The following is a 19,639-nucleotide window of genomic DNA, read 5'->3' on the forward strand; positions in this document are numbered from 1 at the left end:
GGTCATCTGTTCCTCTCCGCTGCGGACGAGTCCCGGGAGATCGGCAGGATCAACCGGACCTCGGTCCCCTCCCCCGGGCCGGACCGGATTTCGGCCCGTCCGCCGTGCCGCTTCATCCGCCCGATGATCGAGCCGCGTACGCCGTGCCGGTGGTCCTCCACGGTATCCGGATCGAAGCCCTTCCCCCGGTCCCGGACGAAGACGCTGATTTGATCGGGCTCCACCTCGGCGTAGAGCGACACGGTCTGCACCCCGCCGTGCCGGGCCGCGTTCACCAGCGCCTCCCGCGCGGCCGCGACCAGCGCACCGACCTTCTCGTCGGTCTCCCGGTCCCCGACCACCACCGCCTCCACGGTGATCGCGAAGGTGTCCTCGACCTCGGCTGCGGCCTGCTCCAACGCGGCGGCGAAGCGCTCGCTCGGCGAGGCGGTCGGCTTGTAGAGCCAGTTGCGCAGGGAACGCTCCTGCCCTCGGGCCAGGCGCTGCACCGTCTTGACGTCGCTGGCGTTGCGCTGGATCAGAGCCAACGTGTGCAGCACCTGGTCGTGCACCATCGCGGCCAACTCAGCCCGCTCCTGCTCGCGGATGCGCCCCTCACGCTCCGAGCGGAGCTGGCTGTACGTCCGCCAGAGCACCGGCGCGGCGACCACGCCGACGCCCGCCAGCCCGACCAGCGCGAAGATCACGCCGTTGATGACCGCGTCGAAGTTCTGCGCCGGCGAGTAGACGGCCGCGACGCCGATGATGCCGACCGCGACCAGCACTCCCCCGCCGATGAACCGGAGCACGAAGGCCCGCCGGTCGCTCTCCTCGACGACCGCTCCGAGCCAGGGCACCGGCATGGTGTCGCCCCACTGCCGCCGCCGCTCGGGCGCGGACTGGTGCCAGATGACCCCGGCGCCGACCGCGATGATGGCCACCAGCCAGCCGGCGGTGCCCGCCGCGCCTACCGAGTCGAAGACCATCACCTGGATCAGCAGGACACCGAGCCCGATCCCCACGAACGGCAGGAGTTGGGCCACGTCGCGCCGGGGCGGCACCGCGGTGTCACCGGGCCGCAGCGGCACCACCGCCCAGAAGGCCGCGTAAAGCAGCAGGCCGAGCCCGCTCAGCCCGAGCAGCACCATGAACGCGACGCGCACCCGCAGCACCGAAATGCCGAGATGGTCGGCGATACCGGCGGCGACGCCGGCGGCCATCCGGTGCTCGGGGGCGCGGTAGAGGCGCGCGGGCGCAGTCACGGTGCTGATCGGAGGCTCCCTGGTCACGGTGGCGGGCTGGTCAAGGTCGGTGATCCGATCGTCACACGCTGCGGCCTCCACGACCACGGGGACGCCCCCGACATTCCTGCCGCCGGATATCAGGGTGGGGTCAGGGTCGGGTCCTGAGGCCGCTCGGGTTCACCTGGCAGCAGGATCGAAGCATGACCGAGGAAGCTGCCCCGCCACCCCGACCGGGGTCGGCACAGCCGGGCGGTTCATCACCGCCCTCACCAGCCGCGACGCCCGCCGAATGGACCGAGCCCACCGCGTTCGGCCCACCCACCGGCTCCGGCCCGGCCGCCGCCACCGCACCCGGCGATCCGGCCGGCGGCTACGCGCCGCACGGCGCGGCCCACGGCCCCGGCGCGGGGTTCGCGGCCGGCACCGGCTACGGGGCCGGGGGCACGCCACCCGGGCCAGGGGGTCCCGGTCCGTCCGCGCCGCTGGGCGGCACCGGTTTCACCTCGCGGTACGGGCTGGTTCGGCCGCGTGAGGGGCGGTACCTGGCCGGCGTCTGCGCGGCGATCGGACGAGCCACCAACACCGATCCGGTGCTCTGGCGGGTGCTGCTCGCGGTGCTCGGGTTCTTCGGGGGCATCGGCATCCTGGTGTACGTCGCCGCCTGGCTGATCATTCCGAACGAGGGCGACACCGCGTCCCCCGTCGAGTCCATGCTCGGGCGCGGTCGCTCCAGCATGTCGCCGGTGACCGTGATCATCCTGGGCATCCTGGTCGCGGCCAGCTTCGGCTACATCGTCACCGACGCCTTCCGTGCGGTGCTGCTCGGCGCGGCCATCCTGGTCGCCGGCGCGCTGCTGCTCAACCGTCCCAGCCGGAATCCACAGCCCGGCGCCCCGGGCGGGCCGGCGCCGTCCGCGCCGTCCGGCACCCCGCCCGGTCCGGTCCCTCCGGTGGCCTGGCCCGCACCGTCGTACGGCGCGGCGCCATCGACCGGCCCGCTGGCAACGGCACCGATGGTTGGCGGCGATCCGGCGTACGCCACCGCGACGACGGGAGGAACGCCCACCGTCACCGCCCCGGCGTACGGCGTGCAGCCGACCGACGCTCCGCTGCCGTCCGCCACGGCGCAGCCGGTGTCCGGGGTCGGCCCGGTGTCCGGGCAACCCGCCGGCACGACCACTGTCCAGGCCGGCTGGCCGACACCAGCCACAGGCTGGCCGAGCACCGGCATGCCCAGCGCTGGCTGGCCGTCTGCGCCGGTGACCGCAGCACCCGCTGCCCCGTCCAGCTACCCGACCGCCGCGCCACCGTCCGGCTACCGTCCCCCGTTCGCGCCGCACGGCCCGTACGCCTCACCCGCGCCCGCCGCGTACCCCCCGCCCAAACCACCGAAGCCACCGAAGCCGCCGAAGCGTCCCCGGGAGCGTTCACCGCTCGGCGCGGTGACCTTCTCCCTGATCTTCCTGGTCCTCGGTGTGGTCGCCCTGCTCGATCTGCTGGACGTCTTCACCGTGAGCGCCTCGGCGTACTTCGCGGCCGCGTTGGCCACGATCGGGCTGGGGCTGCTGGTCGGCACCTGGTTCGGGCGGGCCCGCTGGCTCATCGCGCTTGGCCTGGTGACCGCGGCGGCGCTGGGCACGGCGACGGTCGCCGAGTCCTACGACCGGATCCGGGGGGTCGACGGTGCGGTGACCTGGGCGCCCACCGACTATCGCGACCTCGCCGACCGGTACGAGAACAGCTTCGGTGACGCCGTGCTCGACCTGCGAGGGATCGACTTCACGAAACGGGACACCCAGGTGACCGTCGCCATCAACTTCGGCAAGGCGACCGTGGTCGTGCCGCCGAACGTGGACGTCACCACGGTGGCCGACGTCAACGCGGGTGACGCCAACGTCTTCGGCAACCGGTCCAGCGGGCTGGACGGCAACCTGCGGGAGTCCACCGACGTCGGCGCGGACGGGCCCGGCGGCGGGACCTTACGCCTCTACATCCATGTCAATGCCGGCAACCTGGAGGTGACCCGGTGAAGGCTCACCGCACGGATCTGGTGTCGTTCGCCTTTGGGCTCGTGTTCCTGGCGCTGTCCGCCTGGTGGCTGCTCGCCCAACTGCTCGGGCTCGCGTTGCCGCCGGTCGGCTGGTTCTTGGCCAGCGCCCTCATCCTGATCGGAATCTTCGGGCTGGTCGGTGCGCTGCGCTCGGGTCAGTCGGGCCGACCGGAGCCGACCGCCGAGGCCAGTGCCGCCGAGGCCAGTGCCGCCGAGGCCAGTGCCGCTGCGGCCGCCGCACCAGTCTCCGGCGCGACCGCGCCGGTTTCCGGGGCCGCCGCGCCCGTCTCCGGGGCCGCCGCGCCCGTCTCCGGGGCCGCCGCGCCGGTTTCCGGGGCCGCCGCGTCGACCTCCGGCGCGGGTCTGCCGGTCTGGGAAGCCGAACGCTCCACCTGGGACGCTTCCCCGCCGGGACCGACACCGGAGCCGCCGACCACCGAGGTGATCCACCCGGCCTGGCTGGCTCACCCGCCGTCGGAGCCGCAGACGGCTCCGGTCTCCGGCCAGCCCGACGACCGGAACGAGGAGCCGACAATCGGGATTCTCACCCGACCGGCCCCGGCGGAGGGCGACGAGCCGACGCGGCCCGACCATCCAATCGAGGCCGTCGGCGAGCGGCCGGGCGACGAGCGGGAGGATCGGCGCAGGGAGCCGTGACCTCGGGTGCCTGCCTGCGTCGGCCTACTCCCCCCGGCCACGGCGGTGCGGCTGGCGCGGACGGACGCATATGCTGGTTGGTGGAGATCTCGCCTCCGCCGGCCGGCCCGTCCCGCCATGGCGGTCCCGCCGCGATTCCCGTCTCTACCCCCGTCAGGAGCCCGCCCGACATGACCCAGTCCCCCGCCGTGCGTACCACCGGCCGGTCCGGTCCGGTCCGCATCGGCGAGCGAGCCGCCCGTACGCTCGTCACCGAGCTGGCCCGGATCAACGATCCCAAGGTCGCCCTGCTGGTCGGCGCGAGCCCGGAATCCGCGGTGCTGACCGCGGCGATCGAGGCGCTGCTCCCCGGTGACCGGCTCACCGTGGTGCCCGCCGAGCTGTCCGGCGCCGCAGCGCTCCGCGAGCACGTCACCGCCCAGGGCCGCTGGGTCGCCGACCGGGTGGACGTCGTCGACTCGCTGGCCGAGGCCGAGGCCGCCGCGGTCGTCATCGTCGGCGACGTGTTCACCGGCACCGCCGACGAGACCCGCAGCGGCATCGAGGGCCTGGTCAAGTACCTTGCCGACGGCGCGGTACTGACCGTGGCGACCACCGCCACGCCCGGCCGCACCACCGGCGCCGCCGTCGAACTGGCTCGACAGGACGCCCTCTACGGCGTCGGCGCCGATCTGGTGCTGCGCAACTCGCCACCGGTACGGGTCTACCGACTGCGGTTCACCCCGGCCAGCCCGGCCGCGGCCGACCGGTTGGCCCCCGCGCACCGGCCGTCGAGTGTGCCGCTGACCCGCGGCATGCACATCGACTCCAACGGCGTGGCCGCGGCGGGCATCGCGTTGGGCCTCGCGGCGCTGGCCCGGGTGGCGCGTCCGTCGTCCAAGCTCTGGCTGCTGCCGGCGCTGGCCGCAGGGCCGGTCGCCGCGTTCTTCCGGGATCCGGAGCGGGACGTGCCGGAAGACCCGACCGCCGTGGTCGCCAGCGCGGACGGGCGGGTCCTGTCGGTGCAGCGACTGCACGACGAGCGTTTCGGCGACGGCGAGTGGCTGCGGGTCGCGGTCTTCCTGTCAGTGCTGGACGTGCACGTCAATCGGGCCCCGGTCGCCGGCAAGGTGGTGGACTACTTCGTCGCCGACGGTGGCTTCGTCAACGCGATGAAGCCGGACGCGGAACACAACGTGGCGGCGTACACCGTGCTGGACACCGCTCGTGGCACGGTGGTGGTCGCCCAGCGCACCGGGCTGATCGCCCGCCGGATCGTGCAGCGCGCGCCGATCGGCGCGCTGCTGGCCAAGGGCGAACGCTTCGGGCTGATCCGGTTCGGCTCACGGACCGACGTCTACCTCCCGGCGGAGGCCGCGGACCCGCTGGTCGGGCCGGGCGACAAGGTCGTCGGTGGGTCCACGGTCATCGCCCGCTGGCGCTGACCCGCTAACGAGAAACGGGGCGCCGCTGTCCGCGGCGCCCCGTTCTGTCTGCTCAGATCAGGCGGTACGGCGCTGCCGCAGCCAGAGCACCGGCCCGCTGACCAGGTAGCCCACCACGATCAGGGCGAACGTGAGCCGGATGTCGACCAGCGCGCCGATCACCGGGGCCAGCCAGAGCCACGGCGGCAGCTTCACCAGGCGGGCCAGTTTGGCGTACGGGAAGCTCGAGACCATCGCGAAGGCGAGCAGCGCCACCCCGGCGACCAGCACGGCGCCGGGCACCGGCAGGCCGATCGCCACTGTCACGGCGAGCACCGCGGCCGCCATGGTGCTGGGCACCCCGCAGAAGAAGCGCCCGTCCTTGGGTGAGACGTTGAAACGGGCCAGTCGAATCGCGGCACACGCCGCGACCAGGGCGCACGCCACCGCCGCCGCAGCCGTCGAGACGGAGCCGGCGAGCGAGGCGTAGACCACGACCGGCGCGGCGAGACCGAACGAGCACATGTCGGCCAGTGAGTCCATCTGCGCGCCGAACGGGCTGGCCACGCCGAGCCGGCGGGCCAGTGCGCCGTCCAGACCGTCGAAGGCAACGCAGGCGATCAGGCAGAGCGCGGCGATGCGCACCTCGCCCTGCATGGCCAGGAAGATGGCCAGCATGCCGAGCATGAGACTAGCCAGCGTGCAGGCGTTGACCAGGCCGAACTTCATCCGGCGTGCGATGGTGCGCTCACCGGGAAGCAGTGGGATCGACCGGGACGAAGCCTCGTCGGCGTGCGCCATCGGCGGCATCGCCGGGCTGACCGGCATGACCGCCTCGATCTCGGCTCGACCGACGCCCGGTGCCGGCCGGCTGAGCCGGTCCAGGCCGTAGCGACGGCGCTGCCGGTCGGCGTACCTGTGCTCGGGCGGGGTCATGTCGGTCGTGTGCAGGTCGCCGTCACGGCGACCAACCCGGACCAACAGCACCTGGCGGGCGAACGTGCTGCTGCGGCGCAACCGGCCCGCCCAGCGACGCCCTGCGGGGCGCGGACTGTCAGTAGTACGACGCCGGCGCCATGGGGCTCTCGGCACGTTTCCTCCATCACCGGATCGGCTGGCCGCCGTGGGGCGGGTGTCCGGCTGTGTCGTGCCGGACCTTCCGTGGCCTGGCAGCCGTTTTGCGGAGTACACCATCGCATAGGGGGACGTGGCTTGGCGATAGCTGCCGGCGGTACTTGCATATGGTTTAAACCGCTCGAACCGCTCGCTTGTTCCCATCCCGGGCCTCATCGCCCGTTTCCTCCATCATTCCCGCCCTTGACTGTACCGGAGGGTCACCATCTCGGCTCACCGAGCGGTGTGCTATCGGCCACCCTGTCCGATTGCCGAAGCAGCGATGTCGCTCAACGGCAGCTCAACAGCCTGGTCGCGCGTGAACCAGCCTGCCCGTGCCGTCGAACCTCCGGCGGATTCGGTGACCACCGCGTCGGTAGGTACGTCCACCAGCACCCGATAGATCACCCGTACGCCATGCCAGTCCAAAGGTCGGCCCTCCGGGCCGAGTGCGGCGGAATTGTGCAGATTGTTCACGCCGAGGAGTTCCACCACCCGGCCCAACTGGCCGCCCTCCTCGACCAACTCCCGGAGCAGCCCGGTCGTCGGCTGCTCACCGTGATCGGTGCCGCCGCCGGGCAGGTGCCACTGGCCGGCCCCGGGATAGCCGTCCGCGATCTGAGTCAGCAGGATCCGCCCGGCCGGGTCGGTGACCAGCCCGTACGCCCCGAAACGCAGCCGGCGATCGGGGTGCGGCGGTGGGAACGGCTCGTGCGACCGGCGCGTTCCGGACGGCAGCGGAGTGACCGGCAGGCCGAGCACCTCGGCGGTGAACGGTGTCAGCGGCACCTGCGCCGCTTCGGTCGGGGTGAGCCAGCGAGCCTGATCGACCCGGCCGCCTCCGGCGTCGCGCAGCGCGCCGCCGCGCACACTGAACTCGAACAACAGCCGGTCGGTGTGCAGCGCGGCGTCGTCCTCCGGGTACGTGGTCACGTCGGCGACCACCGCACGCAGCCGGCCCACCGTCACGGTCAGCCCGGTCTGCTCGGTGATCTCGCGAACCACGGCGTGCTCCGGGTGCTCGGCGTGCGCGACGGCACCGCCTGGCAGCCGCCAAAGCCCGGGAAACTCACCCCCTACCCCGTCCCGAACAACCAAGACCCGCCCAGAATCCCACGAAACCCCAAGAACCCCGACCCGCCGCACAAGTTCCATCCCCGCCCCGCCTCCGCTCCCCGCCGAACGCCCCGTCGATCATGAAGTTATCGCCGTCCATCTCGGCGTGTCCTGACAATAACTTCATGATCAACGGGGAGATGGGGCTGGGAGGACCAGGGAGCGGGAGAGCGCGTCGATGACCATGCCGAGGCGCAGCAGGGGCCGGGCGGTGGAGGGATTTGCGATCGGCGGGCCTGGCGGGACCCGATGCTGCGGCATCCCCGGCGCACTTCAGCCCGGCGCGTTCCTGACACGCGTGCCGGGCGACCAGCCGGACAAGGTGGCGCGGGGGCTGCACTGCCCGCCCTCACCCGGCCGTGTTGTGCGGGCGTCCGTTTTGCTCTATTAGTCCGCGCTGTGCAGGGCCATCCGCGCTGGTGGAGGCGGGTCGGACGGTGATCGACTCCGTCTCGCCGATGTTGCGGTATCCCGGCGCTGGGATACCGCGATGTCGGCGATAAGGAGTCGATCAGGCGGGCACATCGCTCTTCCGCGGGCTCGTTCCCGCCGTATCGCGCCCCAGTGGGCCTTCAGATCGCTGGGCAACCGTCCGCACCGCCGTCCGGACCCATGACGCGCGCTCGGCCGCCGGGAGGCGCGACCGCCAGCATGACCATCCCCACCGCCCGCACGATCGGACGACCGCCCGGACCCACGACCGCCTGCACAAGCTCCGGAGGCGCACGACCGCCGGGAGGCACGACCGCACGACCGCCGGAGGCGCACGACGGCACAACCGCCGGAGGCGCACTACCGCACGACCGCCGGGGCCGCACGACCGCCCTCACGACCGCCGGGACCCACGACCGTCCCCACCGCCCGCACCACGACCGCCCGCACAACCCGCCGACGCACGACCGTCCCCACCGCCCGCACGACCGCCCGGACGCACGACCGCCCGCACAACCGTCAAAGGTGCACGACCGCCGGGGACGCACGACCGCACGACCGCCGGAGGCGCACGACAGCACAACCGCCGGGGACGCACGACCGCACGACCGCCGGAGGCGCACGACGGCACAACCGCCGGGGACGCACGACCGCACGACCGCCGGGGCCGCCAGAACCCACGACCCCTCGGATCGCACGACAGCCCGCGACCGAGGCGGCGGAGGTCAGGTGAGCTGGGCGGCTTGGACTGCTTCGGCGGTCACCTCGGTGAGGTGGTGGGTGGGGAGGGCGCCCAGCTCCTCGCGGCCGAACCAGCGGGCCTCGCAGGTGGAGCCGCCCACGTCGGCCACGGTCAGCGGGTTGGGCTGGTCGACCACGACCCGGTAGAAGGCGCGCACCCCGTGCCAGTCGATCGGGTAGCCCTCGGGGCCGAGCGAGGCGGCGTCGCGGTGGCTGGCCACCCCGAGCAGCTCGACCAGGCGGCCGGTCTGCCCGGTCTCCTCGACCAACTCCCGGATCAGGGCCGCGCCGGGCTGCTCGCCGTAGTCGGTGCCGCCGCCGGGCAGGTGCCAGCAGCCGGCGCCGGGGTAGCCGTCGGAGACCCGGGTGAGCAGCACCCGGCCGGCCGGGTCGGTGCACACCGCGTACGCGGCGAAGCGCTGCGCGCGGTGCAGCCCGTCCGGGCCGGGCACGGCGTAGAAGGAGGGGAACTCGGGCGCCTCGTCGGGCACCACGTCGGCCGAGGAGGCGGGCAGCCCGAGGGCACGTGCGGTGAACGAGCGCAGCGGCAGCTCACGCGCCTCGTCGAGGGTGTACCAGCGGGCAAGGTCGGTGGGACGCTCGCCGACCCGATCGGCCAGTGTGCCGCCGCGCACCGCCACCCGGTAGATGAGCCGGTCGGTGTGGATGGTGATGCCGCGTTCCGGCAGCGCTCGCATGTCGGCGAGGACGTCGGCCAGGCCCGAGACGGCGACCGAGAGGCCGGTCTCGGCTGCGGTTTCGCGGACGACTGTGTGGTTCGGGTCCTCGCCGTGGTCGACCGCCCCGCCGGGCAGCGACCACGTCCCGGGCGTGCCGGAGCGCTCCGATGCGCGGACCAGCAGAACCCGGCCCTCTGAGTCAGCACAAACTGCGTATGCCGCGATCCTGCGGAGCGGCTCCAGCAAGGTGGTCACGGAAGCAAATTCTCCCCGGGCCGGGTTACCGGAACGGAAAAGAGTCGGATTCCTGACTGTCTGACCCCGATCAGGGATTGGTCAGGGTAAGGATCCGGGCGGTCACCGAGGGCAGGCCGGGCACCGGCGCGGACCGTGGGGGTATGACATACACCGCCGCTCCCCACGCCCCGTACAAGCAGCTCCGGCGACCCACCACCGACCGCATGGTCGCGGGGGTCGCCAGCGGCATCGGCCGCTACTTCGCCGTCGACCCCACCTTGGTCCGGGTGATCTTCGCGGTCAGCGGCCTGCTCACCGGCGGGCTCGCGCTGTTCGCGTACCCGATCATGTGGTTCCTGATGCCCGAGGAGCCGGCCAGCGCGCCCGCCTGGCCGCACGCGGCGGGCGTCGCGCCGCAAGCCCCGCCCCCGACCCCGCCCCCGTCGATCTAGGGAAAATTGTCGCGATCGGAGATCAACTAGCAGCGATCTTCCCTAGATCGGCGGGAGGTAGGGGTGGGGGTGGGGAGAGGGGAGAGGGTGGGGAGAGGGGAGAGGGTGGGGGTGGGGGTGGGGGTTTACTCCCACTCGATGGTGCCTGGCGGCTTGCTGGTTACGTCGAGCACCACCCGGTTCACCTCGGCCACCTCGTTGGTGATCCGGGTGGAGATCCGGGCAACCACGTCGTAGGGCAGTCGTGACCAGTCGGCGGTCATCGCGTCCTCGCTGGAGACGGGGCGCAGCACCACGGGGTGCCCGTAACTGCGCCCGTCTCCCTGCACGCCGACGCTGCGCACGTCGGCGAGCAGCACCACCGGGAACTGCCAGACGCCCCGGTCCAGGCCGGCGGCGGTCAGCTCTTCGCGGGCGATCAGGTCGGCCTCGCGGAGCAGGTCGAGGCGCTCCTGGTCGACCGCGCCGATGATCCGGATGGCCAGGCCGGGGCCCGGGAACGGGTGCCGCCAGACCATCGCCTCGGGCAGGCCCAACTGGAGGCCGAGCGCGCGGACCTCGTCCTTGAACAGCGTGCGCAGTGGTTCGACCAGCGCGAACTTCAGGTCCTCCGGCAGGCCGCCGACGTTGTGGTGGCTCTTGATGTTGGCGGTGCCGGTGCCGCCGCCGGATTCCACCACGTCCGGGTAGAGGGTGCCCTGGACCAGGAACTCCACGTCGCCGTGGGAGGCGATCTCGCGGGCCGCGGCCTCGAAGACCCGGATGAACTCCCGGCCAATGATCTTGCGCTTCTGCTCCGGGTCGGTCACCCCGGCCAGCGCGCCGAGGAACCGGTCGGCGGCGTCGACCACCTTCAGCTTGATGCCGGTGGCGGCCACGTAGTCCTTCTCCACCTGCTCGGCCTCGCCGGCACGCAGCAGGCCGTGGTCGACGAAGACGCAGGTGAGCTGGTCACCGACCGCCTTGTGCACCAGCGCGGCGGCGACCGCCGAGTCCACCCCGCCGGACAGGCCGCAGATGACCTCCTTGTCGCCGACCTGGGCGCGGATCCGGGCAACCTGCTCGTCGATGATGTTCTCGGGCGTCCAGGTGGGCTCGATGCCCGCGATGTCGTACAGGAAGCGGGTCAGCATCTCCTGGCCGTGCGCGGTGTGCCCGACCTCCGGGTGGAACTGCACGCCGGCCCGACGCCCGGCCAGGTCCTCGAATGCGGCCACCGGGGCGCCCGCCGACTCGGCGGTCACCGTGAAGCCCTCGGGTGCCTCGGTGACACAGTCGCCGTGGCTCATCCAGACCGGCAGGTCCGCCGGGAGGTCGCGGAGCAGCACACCGGGGTCGAGGAGGCGGGGGCGCAACGGCGTGCCGCCGTACTCGCGGTTGCCGGTCTTCGCGACGGTGCCGCCGAGTGCCTGGGCCATGGCCTGGAAGCCGTAGCAGATGCCGAAGACCGGCACCTCGGCGGTGAAGACGCCCGCGTCGATCTGCGGCGCGTTCGGGGCGTAGACGCTGGCCGGGCCGCCGGAGAGAATGATCGCGGCGGGGTTCTTCGCCAGCATCTCGGCGATCGGCATCGAGTGCGGCACGATCTCGGAGTAGACCTTCGCCTCGCGGACCCGGCGGGCGATGAGCTGGGCGTACTGGGCTCCGAAGTCCACCACGAGGACGGGGCGAGGCAGGCTCATGTGCACAAAGCCTACCGACAGTCACGGCCGCCGCGGGCACCGGCTCGCCGCCCGACCCCCTCCCGCCGCGATCTTGCACTTACTGCCCGACCAAAAGCCACATCTGCCGTATGACGGCGACCGAAACTGCAAGATCGCCGAGGTGCGGGTCAGGGACGCAGCGCGGCGGGGGCGTCCGCCGGCACCGCCGGGTGGTGCGGGGGTACGGGTGCCAGCCTGCTGTACGACGCACCGAGCGCCGGCCGCGGATCCTCCTCGCCCTTGTTGGGCCAGAAGGACATCGCTCGTTCCGCCTGTGCGGTGATCGTCAAGGAAGGGTTCACGCCCAGGTTGGCCGAGACCGCGGCGCCGTCGACGACGTGCAGCCCCGGGTGCCCGTACACCCGGTGGTAGGGATCGATCACCCCGTCGGCCGGGGTGGCCCCGATCGCCGCCCCGCCCAGGATGTGCGCGGTCACCGGGACGTCGAACGGCTCCGTGAGCGAGCCGCCGGGGGTGCCACCGATCTCGTCGGCGAGCAGCCGTGCCGCCGTGTTACCGGCCGGGATCCAGGTCGGGCTCGGCGAGCCGTGGCCCGGGCCGGTGACCAGCCGGCGGCCGAACACGCCGCGCCGCCACCGGGTGGTCAGCGAGTTGTCCACCGACTGCATCACCAGGGCGATCACCGTTCGCTCCGACCAGCCGCGCACCGACAGCATCCGGGCGGCCAGCCCCGGCTGTCGCACGATGCTGCCCAGCCAGCGCCGCACCCGGTGTGGGCCGCCGTCGACCAGCAGCGACTGGAGCAGCCCCATCGCGTTGGAGCCGTGCCCGTAGCGGACCGGCTCGATGTGCGTCTGCGGGTCGGGGTGGAACGAGCTGGTGATGGCCACCCCCTCGGTGAAGTCCAACCCCTCGGCCCGGGCCTGCTGGCGTGCCACCGAGGCGCCCAGGATCGCCTCCGAGTTGGTCCGGGTCAGCTCGCCGAGGCGGGGTGAGAGCCCGGGCAGCGCACCATCGTCCTTCATCGCGTGCAGCAGCCGTTGGGTGCCGAGCGACCCCGCGGCGAAAATCACCTGGTCGGCGTGGATCACCTGCCGCCCCTTGCGCAGCCAGCTGCCGGTGCGCTCGGTGTGCACCCCGTACCCGCCGTCGGCGACCGGTCGGACGGCGGTCACCGTGGTCAACGGGTGCACCGTGACGCCGAGCCGCTCCGCGAGCCAGAGGTAGTTCTTGACCAGGGTGTTCTTCGCCCCGTGCCGGCAGCCGGTCATGCACGAGCCGCAGTGCAGGCAGCCGGTGCGCTCCGGGCCGGCGCCACCGAAGTACGGGTCGGCGACCCGCTGACCGGGTCGGCCGATGTGCACGCCCACCGGGGTGGCGTGGAAGGTGTGCCCCACCCCCATCCGCTCGGCCACCGCCCGCATGGCCCGGTCCGCGCCGGTGTTCACCGGGTACGTGGTGACGCCGAGCATCCGCTTCGCCTGGTCGTAGTGGCGGGCCAACTCGTCGCGCCAGTCGGTGATGTTCCGCCACTGCGGGTCGGTGTAGAAGGCCGGCAGCGGCTCGTAGAGGGTGTTCGCGTAGACCAGCGAACCACCGCCCACCCCCGCGCCGGAGAGCACCAGCACTCCGCCGCCGGAACGCCGGGCGGCCGGGCGGAGCAGGGTGATGCGCTGGATGCCGTAGCAGCCCAGCTTCGGTGCCCACAGGAATCGGCGGGCCTGCCAGGACGTCTGCGGGAACTCGTCGTCGGCGAAGCGCCGACCAGCTTCCAGCACAGCGACGGAGTAGCCCTTCTCGGCCAACCGGAGCGCGGTGACGCTGCCGCCGAAGCCGGACCCGATGACGACCACGTCATACCGCATGAAGGCATCATTACTCGCCAGTAGCGCTCGCGCCAGCGCCCGTTTTCGCGCGATCATGCACCGGCCAACCGACCGGACGCCTCCGGGCCGCAACCTGGGGCACCCGTCGGAGCGTTGTTCGGATACGGGTGGAAGGAAATCCAACATGAACCTCGCGTCGATGGCGCCGCGCCAACGGTGGCTGGTGCTGGGGCTGACGGCCCTCGCCGTCGTCGCGCTGGTCGCGGCCGGGGCGGTGGTGATCACCCGGCTGACCGGCAACAGCACGCCCGACCGGACGGCGCCGGTGGCCGCCTCGTCGAGCCCGTCGCCGGCCAACACGCCCACCCCCAGCCCCAGCCCGTCCGGACCGCCGCCGGGTGCCAACATCACCGGCCCACTCAACCTGCTGCTGGTCGGCGTGGACACCCGGGTCAGCGTGCCCGGGTGGGAGCCGCACTCGGACGCCGTGCTGGTGCTGCACGTACCGAAGGGGTTGGGCCGGGCCTACCTCTTCTCACTCCCCCGCGACCTGCTGGTGGACATCCCGGCGTTCCCGAAGGCCGGCTACAAGGGCGGCAAGACCAAGCTCACCCACGCGATGAGCTACGGCAGCCGGGTGCCGGGCAAACCCAAGCAGCCGAGCACAGCCCAGGGGTACGAGCTGCTGCGCAGCACGGTCAGCGGATACACCGGGCTGCGCATCGACGCCGGTGCGGTGCTCACGTTCAACGGGTTCGACCGGCTGGTCAACGCCCTGGGCGGGGTGGACATCTACGTCGACCAGCGGGTCGCCTCGATGCACCGCCGACCGGACGGCCGCTACCGGGAGAGCGCGCCGGGCGGATACACGGGGCCGCAGATGGTCTACGAGAAGGGCGACCGGCATCTCAACGGCTGGCAGGCGCTGGACTACGCGCGGCAGCGCTACATCCCCGGCGGTGACTACGCCCGGCAGCGCCACCAGCAGCAACTGATCCGGGCGCTGACCCGCAAGATCCTGGACGAAGGGCTGGCCCGGCAACCGGAGCGGGTCGACAAGGTGGTCGCCGCACTGGGCGACACGCTGATCTACGTGGGTGGGCGCCGGATCGTCGACGTGGCGTACGCCCTGAGTGGAGTGCCGGAGAACCGGTTCGCGCTGGTGGGCCTGCCCGGTGCCGGCGTCGGCAAGGGCAGCGCCTACCGCGGCGAACAGCTCACCGCCACCGGCCGCGAGTTCCTCACCGAACTCCGCGCCGGCCGCGCCGACCCGTACCTGAAATCCCACCCCACCCTGGTAGTCAAATCCTGACCCGCCCGCCTCCCGCCCCTCCCGCCCTCGCCTACCCCCTCCCTCCCCTCCCTCCCCTCCCTCGCCGCCGCCATCCCCGTTGATCTAGGGCATATCACTGCTCTGGGAGATCAACTCACGGCGATATGCCCTAGATCAACGGCGCGGGGCGCGGGAGCGCGGGGCGCGGGGGCGCGGGGCGCGGGGGCGCGGAGCGCGGGGCGCGGGGAGCGCGGGGGCGGGACGCGGGGCGCGGGGGTTAGAGGGGTTTGGGGGTTGGGGGCTTTTTGGTTCCGTAGAGCCAGGCGTCGAAGAGGGCGTCGAGTTGCTTGCCGGAGATGCGCTCGGCGAGGGCCACGAACTCGGCCGTGGTGGCGGTGCTGTTGCGCTTCTCCGCCGCCCAGGTCTTGACGATCTCGAAGAACGCCTTGTCGCCCACGGCCACCCGCAGGGCGTGCAGGGTCATGCCACCGCGCTGGTAGACCGACTCGCTGAACAGCTCCTTCACACCCGGCTTGCCCGGCGGCGTCTTCCACACCTGGGCGGGCACCCTGGCGTACCGGATGTCGAACGCCTGCTTGGCGGTGTACTCCTTGGTGTGCTCGGCCCAGAGCCACTCCGCGTACGTCGCGAAGCCCTCGTTGAGCCAGATGTCCTCCCACTTGGCCAGCGCGACGCTGTCACCGAACCACTGGTGCGCCAGCTCGTGGGCGACCACCTCGGTGTTCTCGCCGCTTCGGAAGAAGCCGGCGGAGTAGACCGGGCGGCTCTGCGTCTCCAGGGCGTAGGAGATCCGGCTGTCGGAGACAACCACGCCGCCGTACGCGTCGAACGGGTACGGCCCGAACACGGTCTCCAGGTAGTCGGCCACCTTGACGGTCTGCGCGATCGACGCGTCCGCGGCGCCCTTGGCCACCTTGGTGGTGACCGCGCTGTACACCGGGCGGCCCTTGTGCTGGCCAGTGGTGATCCGGAACTTGCCGATCACCAGCGTGCTCAGGTAGCTGGCCATCGGCGACTTCTCCGACCACTTCCAGGTGGTCCAACCGGCCGTGCTGGCCTTCCCGCCGGGAACGCCGTTGCTGACCGCGGTCAGGCCGTCCGGGACGGTGATCTCGAAGTCGTAGGCCGCCTTGTCGGACGGGTGGTCGTTGACCGGGAACCAGGTGCTCGCCGACTCGGGCTGCCCCAGCGCGATGGCACCGTCAGCGGTGTGCAGGAACCCGCCGTCACCGAGGATCTCGTTCTTCAGTGGCTTCGGCACCCCCGCATAGGTGATCTCGGCGACGAACCCGTTGCCGTTGATCAGGCCGGAAGCCGGCTTGATCACCAGCTCGTTCCGCTCCCGGCTGTGGGTTGCCGGTGCGCCGTCCACGGTGACCGCGGTGACGGTCAGGCCGGCCAGGTCGAGGTTGAACGTCGACAGGTCGGCCGTCGCGGTGGCCTGCACGGTGGTCGTACCGGTCAGCTGGTCCTTTGCCGGGTCGTAGCGCACCTTGACCGCGTACCGCGCGACGTCGTAGCCGCCGTTGCCGTAGCTCGGGAAGTAGGCGTCGCCGACCCCCTGGGCGCCCGCGGTGAACGTCCGCGACGGCGTGGGGGACGCACTCGGTGACGGCGCCGCCGCAGGGGTCGTCGAGCCGCACCCGGACAGTGCGAGTGCTCCGGTCACCAGCAGACCGACACCCATCCGCAGTCTGTGCCGCGTCACCAGCATCCCAAACCCTCCCCCGTACGGTGGCGGTGGCGGCGTACGCCGCTCCGCGCGAACGGACGTCTCCCGTCGTTCGCAGGCGGGAGCATATCGACCGACGATCGCGGCTCGGTCACGGCAGTGTGGGGGCCGACCCGCCCACCAACCAGGCGTCGAAGAGTGGGCGCAGCTGTCGACCCGCCCGCCGCTCGGCCAGCGCGACGAGGTCCGAGGTGGTCCCGTTACCCGCCGCCCGCTCGGTGGTCCAGGTACGCAGGATGCGGAAGAACGTGTCGTCACCGACGGTCCGGCGCAGCGCGTGCACGGCGAGCGCTCCGCGCTTGTAGACAGCCGTGCCGAACATCCGCTCCCGGCCCGGCTCGACCGACGGTTGCGACCAGTCGGTCGCCGCGTACTGGAGATCGAAGTTGTGCTGCGCGGTCCGGCCGCCGTCGTGCTCCTCCCACAGCCACTCGGCATAGCTGGCGAAGCCCTCGTTGAGCCAGATGTCGCTCCACCTGCTGAGCGACACGCTGTCGCCGAACCACTGATGGGCCAGCTCGTGCGCGACCACGCCCGGGTTGGGCCGGTCGTCGGTGAAGAAGGCCGGCCCGTAGACGGGCCGGGACTGGGTTTCCAGCGCGTACCCGATCCGGTCGTCGGCGACCACGATCCCGCCGTACGAGTCGAACGGATACGGGCCGAAGCGGCTGGCGAGGAAGTCGACGATCTCACCGGTACGGGCCAGTGAGCTGGCCGCGCCGCCGGTCGCCGGCAGGCTCGCCGCCACCGCGGTGACCATCGGCCGGCCGGCGTGGCTGCCACTCACCACGCGGTAGTCACCGATCACCAGCGTGCTCAGGTAGCTGGCCATCGGGGTGCGCTCCGACCAGCGCCAGGTGGTCCAGCCGTCGGCGCTGCTCTTCGGCCCGGGCACCCCGTTGCTCAGTGCGGCCAGGCCGTCCGGCACGGTCACCGCCAGGTCGTAGCTGGCCTTGTCCGATGGGTGGTCGTTGACGGGGAACCAGGTGGCGGCAGAGTCGGGTTGGCCGAGCGCGACCGCACCGTCGGCGGTGTGCAGGAAGCCGCCACTGCCCAGCGCCCCGTCGGCGGCGGTGGGCACACCCGCATAGTCGACTGTCACGGTGAACTGCCGACCGTGTGGGAGCCCGTCGCGTGGGGTCACGACAAGTTCGCCGTCGTCGCGGCGGTGGTCGGCCCGTGCGTCGCCCACGCTCACCGTGCCGACGTCCAGGCCGATGAGGTCCAGGTTGAGCCGGGACAGGTCCTGCATGGCGGTGGCCGTGATGACGGCTCGACCGGTCAGCCGGTCGGTCGACGGGTCGTAGCGGACGTCCAGGCCGTAGTGCGTGACGTCGTAGCCGCCGTTACCGCGCCCCGGCACGTACGGGTCGCCCACGTCGGCGGCTCCGGGCCGGAAGCCGTCGCTGTCGTCGCCCGTGCAACCGGCGGCGATCAGCGCGACCGCGCAGGTCAACGCGGTGGCGGTGGCGGCCAGCCGGTTGCTGGTGGGCGTCCGTCCGGTAGGGACCATGCACACTCCTCCTGCGGCATCCCCGGTCAGGACGAGCGTAGTCAGCGCCACTGGACGTGCGGCCAATATTGACGATCATCAGTCACTTTCGCTCAAACAAACAAAAGTTCCCGTCGATCGGCACTTTCTTTCGGCTTAGACCGACGTTAGTGTCTGTCTCCAAGATGTAACGTGCTCGGAACATTCGTACCGATCACCGTCGGGACGGCATCTGCCGCCCGCCCCGACACGCGCGACGGGCGCTCGGCGGCGCCCCGCGACCGGACCCTCGTCGCACCTCTGCTGATCGTTTATCGACGGCAACCACCGTCGCGAAAGGTGGAACGATGCCAGACCACACCGCACCCGACGCACCCTCCGCCGGCCGGCTCAGCCGCCGGTCCCTACTCGCCGCCTCCGCCGGCGCCGCCGCAGCGCTCGGCGCGGCCGGCCTGCCGGTCCTCGCCACCGGCACCCCCGCGCTCGCCAACCCCAAGGACAAGGGCAAGCTGCGGGTCGAACCGCTGATCCCGACGAAGAACCGCGGCATCATCCTCTACAGCGTCCGGGACCGGATCACCGCCGCACCCGACGACAGCGGAGTGCCGTACGGCTTCGAGCGCGTCCTCGCCCGGCTCGCCGAGATCGGCTACAAGGAGATCGAGTTCGCCGGCTACACCCAGAGCACCGAGATCCTCGGCCGGCAGATCACCCCGACCGAGATCCGCAAGATCCTCGACGACAACGGCCTGGTCGCCAACGGCACCCACGCCTCGATCCAGGCGGCCACCTTCCAGCAGCAACTGGACATCGCCGAGGAACTCGGCATGAAGAACATCGGCACCGGCAGCGACCCGACCAGCAGCGCGTACAAGGCCGAGTGGGACGCCGCCGCGGACACCTGGAACGAGCTGGGCCGGCAGGCCCGGGCCCGGGGCATGCGGCTCTACACCCACAACCACGACGCCGCGTACAGCTTCCTGATCGACCGTGGCCCGCGTGACGCGCAGGGCCGGCAGACCCGATCCTCCGGCGTCCGCCGGCTGGAGTACTTCTTCGAGATCACCGACCCGCGGTACGTCTTCTTCGAGCTCGACATCTACTGGGCCTACGTGGCCCGCTACAAGCACCAGAAGTACGTCAACGCGGCTGGCCAGGAGGTGACCGACCTGTTCGACCCGATCCTCACCGTGGCCGACCGGACCACCCGGTTCCCGCTCTTCCACGCCAAGGACGGTGACGGGGACACCAGCGTTCCCAACGGCTACCAGATGACCCCGCTGGGCGAGGGCGACCTCAACTTCCAGCAGTTCTTCCAGACCATCGGCGAGCGGAACTTCCACCACGCCAACTGGGAGATGGACACCGCCCCCGGCGGCGCGGAGAACAAGGGCCAGTCGCTCGACTTCGCGGCAACCAGCTACCGCAACATGTCCGACCTGACCATTTACGTCGAGAAGTGACACCCGGCGCGACCGGCGTCCGCCCGACGCCGGTCGCGCCCCACTCCGCCGGCCACAGCGCCGG

14 protein-coding genes are annotated in these 19,639 nt (G+C 71.9%); 6 read left to right on the top strand and 8 right to left on the bottom strand.

Annotation, left to right across the window (positions count from 1 at the left end; all coding sequences use genetic code 11):
• Positions 1-2 precede the first annotated feature (2 nt).
• Positions 3-1,268, bottom strand: coding sequence for a PspC domain-containing protein (locus tag ABZS37_RS05170; RefSeq protein WP_355165691.1), 1,266 nt, complete (start codon positions 1,266-1,268; stop codon positions 3-5).
• A gap of 155 nt (positions 1,269-1,423) precedes the next feature.
• Here ABZS37_RS05170 and ABZS37_RS05175 point away from each other — a divergent pair, with 155 nt between their 5' ends.
• The 3 genes from ABZS37_RS05175 (at position 1,424) to ABZS37_RS05185 (ending at position 5,354) form a co-directional block, all read left to right on the top strand.
• On the top strand, positions 1,424-3,253 hold the full coding sequence (locus ABZS37_RS05175) for a PspC domain-containing protein (protein WP_355165693.1): 1,830 nt from the start codon (positions 1,424-1,426) through the stop codon (positions 3,251-3,253).
• Positions 3,250-3,930 (top strand): hypothetical protein, encoded by a 681-nt coding sequence (locus tag ABZS37_RS05180; RefSeq protein ID WP_355165921.1) that lies wholly within the window; start codon positions 3,250-3,252, stop codon positions 3,928-3,930. The genes ABZS37_RS05175 and ABZS37_RS05180 overlap by 4 nt, the downstream gene beginning before the upstream one ends.
• A gap of 170 nt (positions 3,931-4,100) precedes the next feature.
• Positions 4,101-5,354, top strand: a complete 1,254-nt coding sequence (locus ABZS37_RS05185) for a phosphatidylserine decarboxylase (protein ID WP_355165695.1) — start codon at positions 4,101-4,103, stop codon at positions 5,352-5,354.
• Between the two features lie 57 nt (positions 5,355-5,411).
• Here ABZS37_RS05185 and ABZS37_RS05190 read toward each other — a convergent pair whose 3' ends face one another.
• From ABZS37_RS05190 to ABZS37_RS05200, 3 genes are all read right to left on the bottom strand, one after another.
• On the bottom strand, positions 5,412-6,350 hold the full coding sequence (locus tag ABZS37_RS05190; RefSeq protein ID WP_355165697.1) for a CDP-alcohol phosphatidyltransferase family protein: 939 nt from the start codon (positions 6,348-6,350) through the stop codon (positions 5,412-5,414).
• Positions 6,351-6,695: 345 nt separating this feature from the next.
• Entirely contained in the window at positions 6,696-7,601 is a 906-nt protein-coding gene (locus ABZS37_RS05195) for an NUDIX domain-containing protein (RefSeq protein WP_355165699.1), read from the bottom strand.
• 1,118 nt (positions 7,602-8,719) lie between these two features.
• Positions 8,720-9,670 (bottom strand): NUDIX hydrolase, encoded by a 951-nt coding sequence (locus ABZS37_RS05200; protein ID WP_355165701.1) that lies wholly within the window; start codon positions 9,668-9,670, stop codon positions 8,720-8,722.
• Between the two features lie 143 nt (positions 9,671-9,813).
• Here ABZS37_RS05200 and ABZS37_RS05205 point away from each other — a divergent pair, with 143 nt between their 5' ends.
• Positions 9,814-10,104, top strand: a complete 291-nt coding sequence (locus ABZS37_RS05205; protein WP_355165703.1) for a PspC domain-containing protein — start codon at positions 9,814-9,816, stop codon at positions 10,102-10,104.
• Positions 10,105-10,229: 125 nt separating this feature from the next.
• Here the strand turns inward: ABZS37_RS05205 and guaA are convergent, their stop codons facing one another.
• Together guaA and ABZS37_RS05215 are read right to left on the bottom strand one after the other, a co-directional pair.
• Entirely contained in the window at positions 10,230-11,786 is a 1,557-nt protein-coding gene (gene guaA, locus ABZS37_RS05210) for a glutamine-hydrolyzing GMP synthase (RefSeq protein WP_355165705.1), read from the bottom strand.
• Positions 11,787-11,935: 149 nt separating this feature from the next.
• Positions 11,936-13,633, bottom strand: coding sequence for a GMC family oxidoreductase (locus tag ABZS37_RS05215; RefSeq protein ID WP_355165707.1), 1,698 nt, complete (start codon positions 13,631-13,633; stop codon positions 11,936-11,938).
• Between the two features lie 145 nt (positions 13,634-13,778).
• On the opposite strand from ABZS37_RS05215, the gene ABZS37_RS05220 reads away from it, so the two are divergent.
• Positions 13,779-14,906, top strand: a complete 1,128-nt coding sequence (locus ABZS37_RS05220; protein ID WP_355165709.1) for an LCP family protein — start codon at positions 13,779-13,781, stop codon at positions 14,904-14,906.
• Positions 14,907-15,144: 238 nt separating this feature from the next.
• On the opposite strand, the gene ABZS37_RS05225 is transcribed toward ABZS37_RS05220, so the two are convergent.
• Both ABZS37_RS05225 and ABZS37_RS05230 read right to left on the bottom strand, forming a co-directional pair.
• The gene (locus ABZS37_RS05225; protein ID WP_355165711.1) at positions 15,145-16,602 is read right to left on the bottom strand and encodes a M1 family metallopeptidase; all 1,458 of its coding nucleotides are present in this window, start codon (positions 16,600-16,602) and stop codon (positions 15,145-15,147) included.
• Positions 16,603-16,711: 109 nt separating this feature from the next.
• Positions 16,712-18,133, bottom strand: coding sequence for a M1 family metallopeptidase (locus ABZS37_RS05230; protein ID WP_355165713.1), 1,422 nt, complete (start codon positions 18,131-18,133; stop codon positions 16,712-16,714).
• A 326-nt stretch (positions 18,134-18,459) separates the two neighbouring features.
• Between ABZS37_RS05230 and ABZS37_RS05235 the strand changes: the two genes are divergently transcribed.
• Positions 18,460-19,575: a sugar phosphate isomerase/epimerase gene (locus tag ABZS37_RS05235; RefSeq protein ID WP_355165715.1), complete on the top strand. Its 1,116-nt coding sequence runs from the start codon at positions 18,460-18,462 to the stop codon at positions 19,573-19,575.
• Positions 19,576-19,639 lie beyond the last annotated feature (64 nt).

Source organism: Micromonospora sp. NPDC005413, assembly GCF_040606435.1.
In the GTDB taxonomy this organism is placed as follows: domain Bacteria; phylum Actinomycetota; class Actinomycetes; order Mycobacteriales; family Micromonosporaceae; genus Micromonospora.

Excerpts from the sequence above, each read along its gene's own strand:
- ABZS37_RS05195 (WP_355165699.1), bottom strand. The coding sequence starts at position 7,601 with ATGGAACTTGTGCGGCGGGTCGGGGTTCTTGGGGTTTCGTGGGATTCT.
- guaA (WP_355165705.1), bottom strand. The coding sequence starts at position 11,786 with ATGAGCCTGCCTCGCCCCGTCCTCGTGGTGGACTTCGGAGCCCAGTAC.
- ABZS37_RS05205 (WP_355165703.1), top strand. The coding sequence starts at position 9,814 with ATGACATACACCGCCGCTCCCCACGCCCCGTACAAGCAGCTCCGGCGA.
- ABZS37_RS05215 (WP_355165707.1), bottom strand. The coding sequence starts at position 13,633 with ATGCGGTATGACGTGGTCGTCATCGGGTCCGGCTTCGGCGGCAGCGTC.
- ABZS37_RS05235 (WP_355165715.1), top strand. The coding sequence starts at position 18,460 with ATGCCAGACCACACCGCACCCGACGCACCCTCCGCCGGCCGGCTCAGC.
- ABZS37_RS05185 (WP_355165695.1), top strand. The coding sequence starts at position 4,101 with ATGACCCAGTCCCCCGCCGTGCGTACCACCGGCCGGTCCGGTCCGGTC.
- ABZS37_RS05230 (WP_355165713.1), bottom strand. The coding sequence starts at position 18,133 with ATGGTCCCTACCGGACGGACGCCCACCAGCAACCGGCTGGCCGCCACC.
- ABZS37_RS05175 (WP_355165693.1), top strand. The coding sequence starts at position 1,424 with ATGACCGAGGAAGCTGCCCCGCCACCCCGACCGGGGTCGGCACAGCCG.
- ABZS37_RS05225 (WP_355165711.1), bottom strand. The coding sequence starts at position 16,602 with ATGCTGGTGACGCGGCACAGACTGCGGATGGGTGTCGGTCTGCTGGTG.
- ABZS37_RS05220 (WP_355165709.1), top strand. The coding sequence starts at position 13,779 with ATGAACCTCGCGTCGATGGCGCCGCGCCAACGGTGGCTGGTGCTGGGG.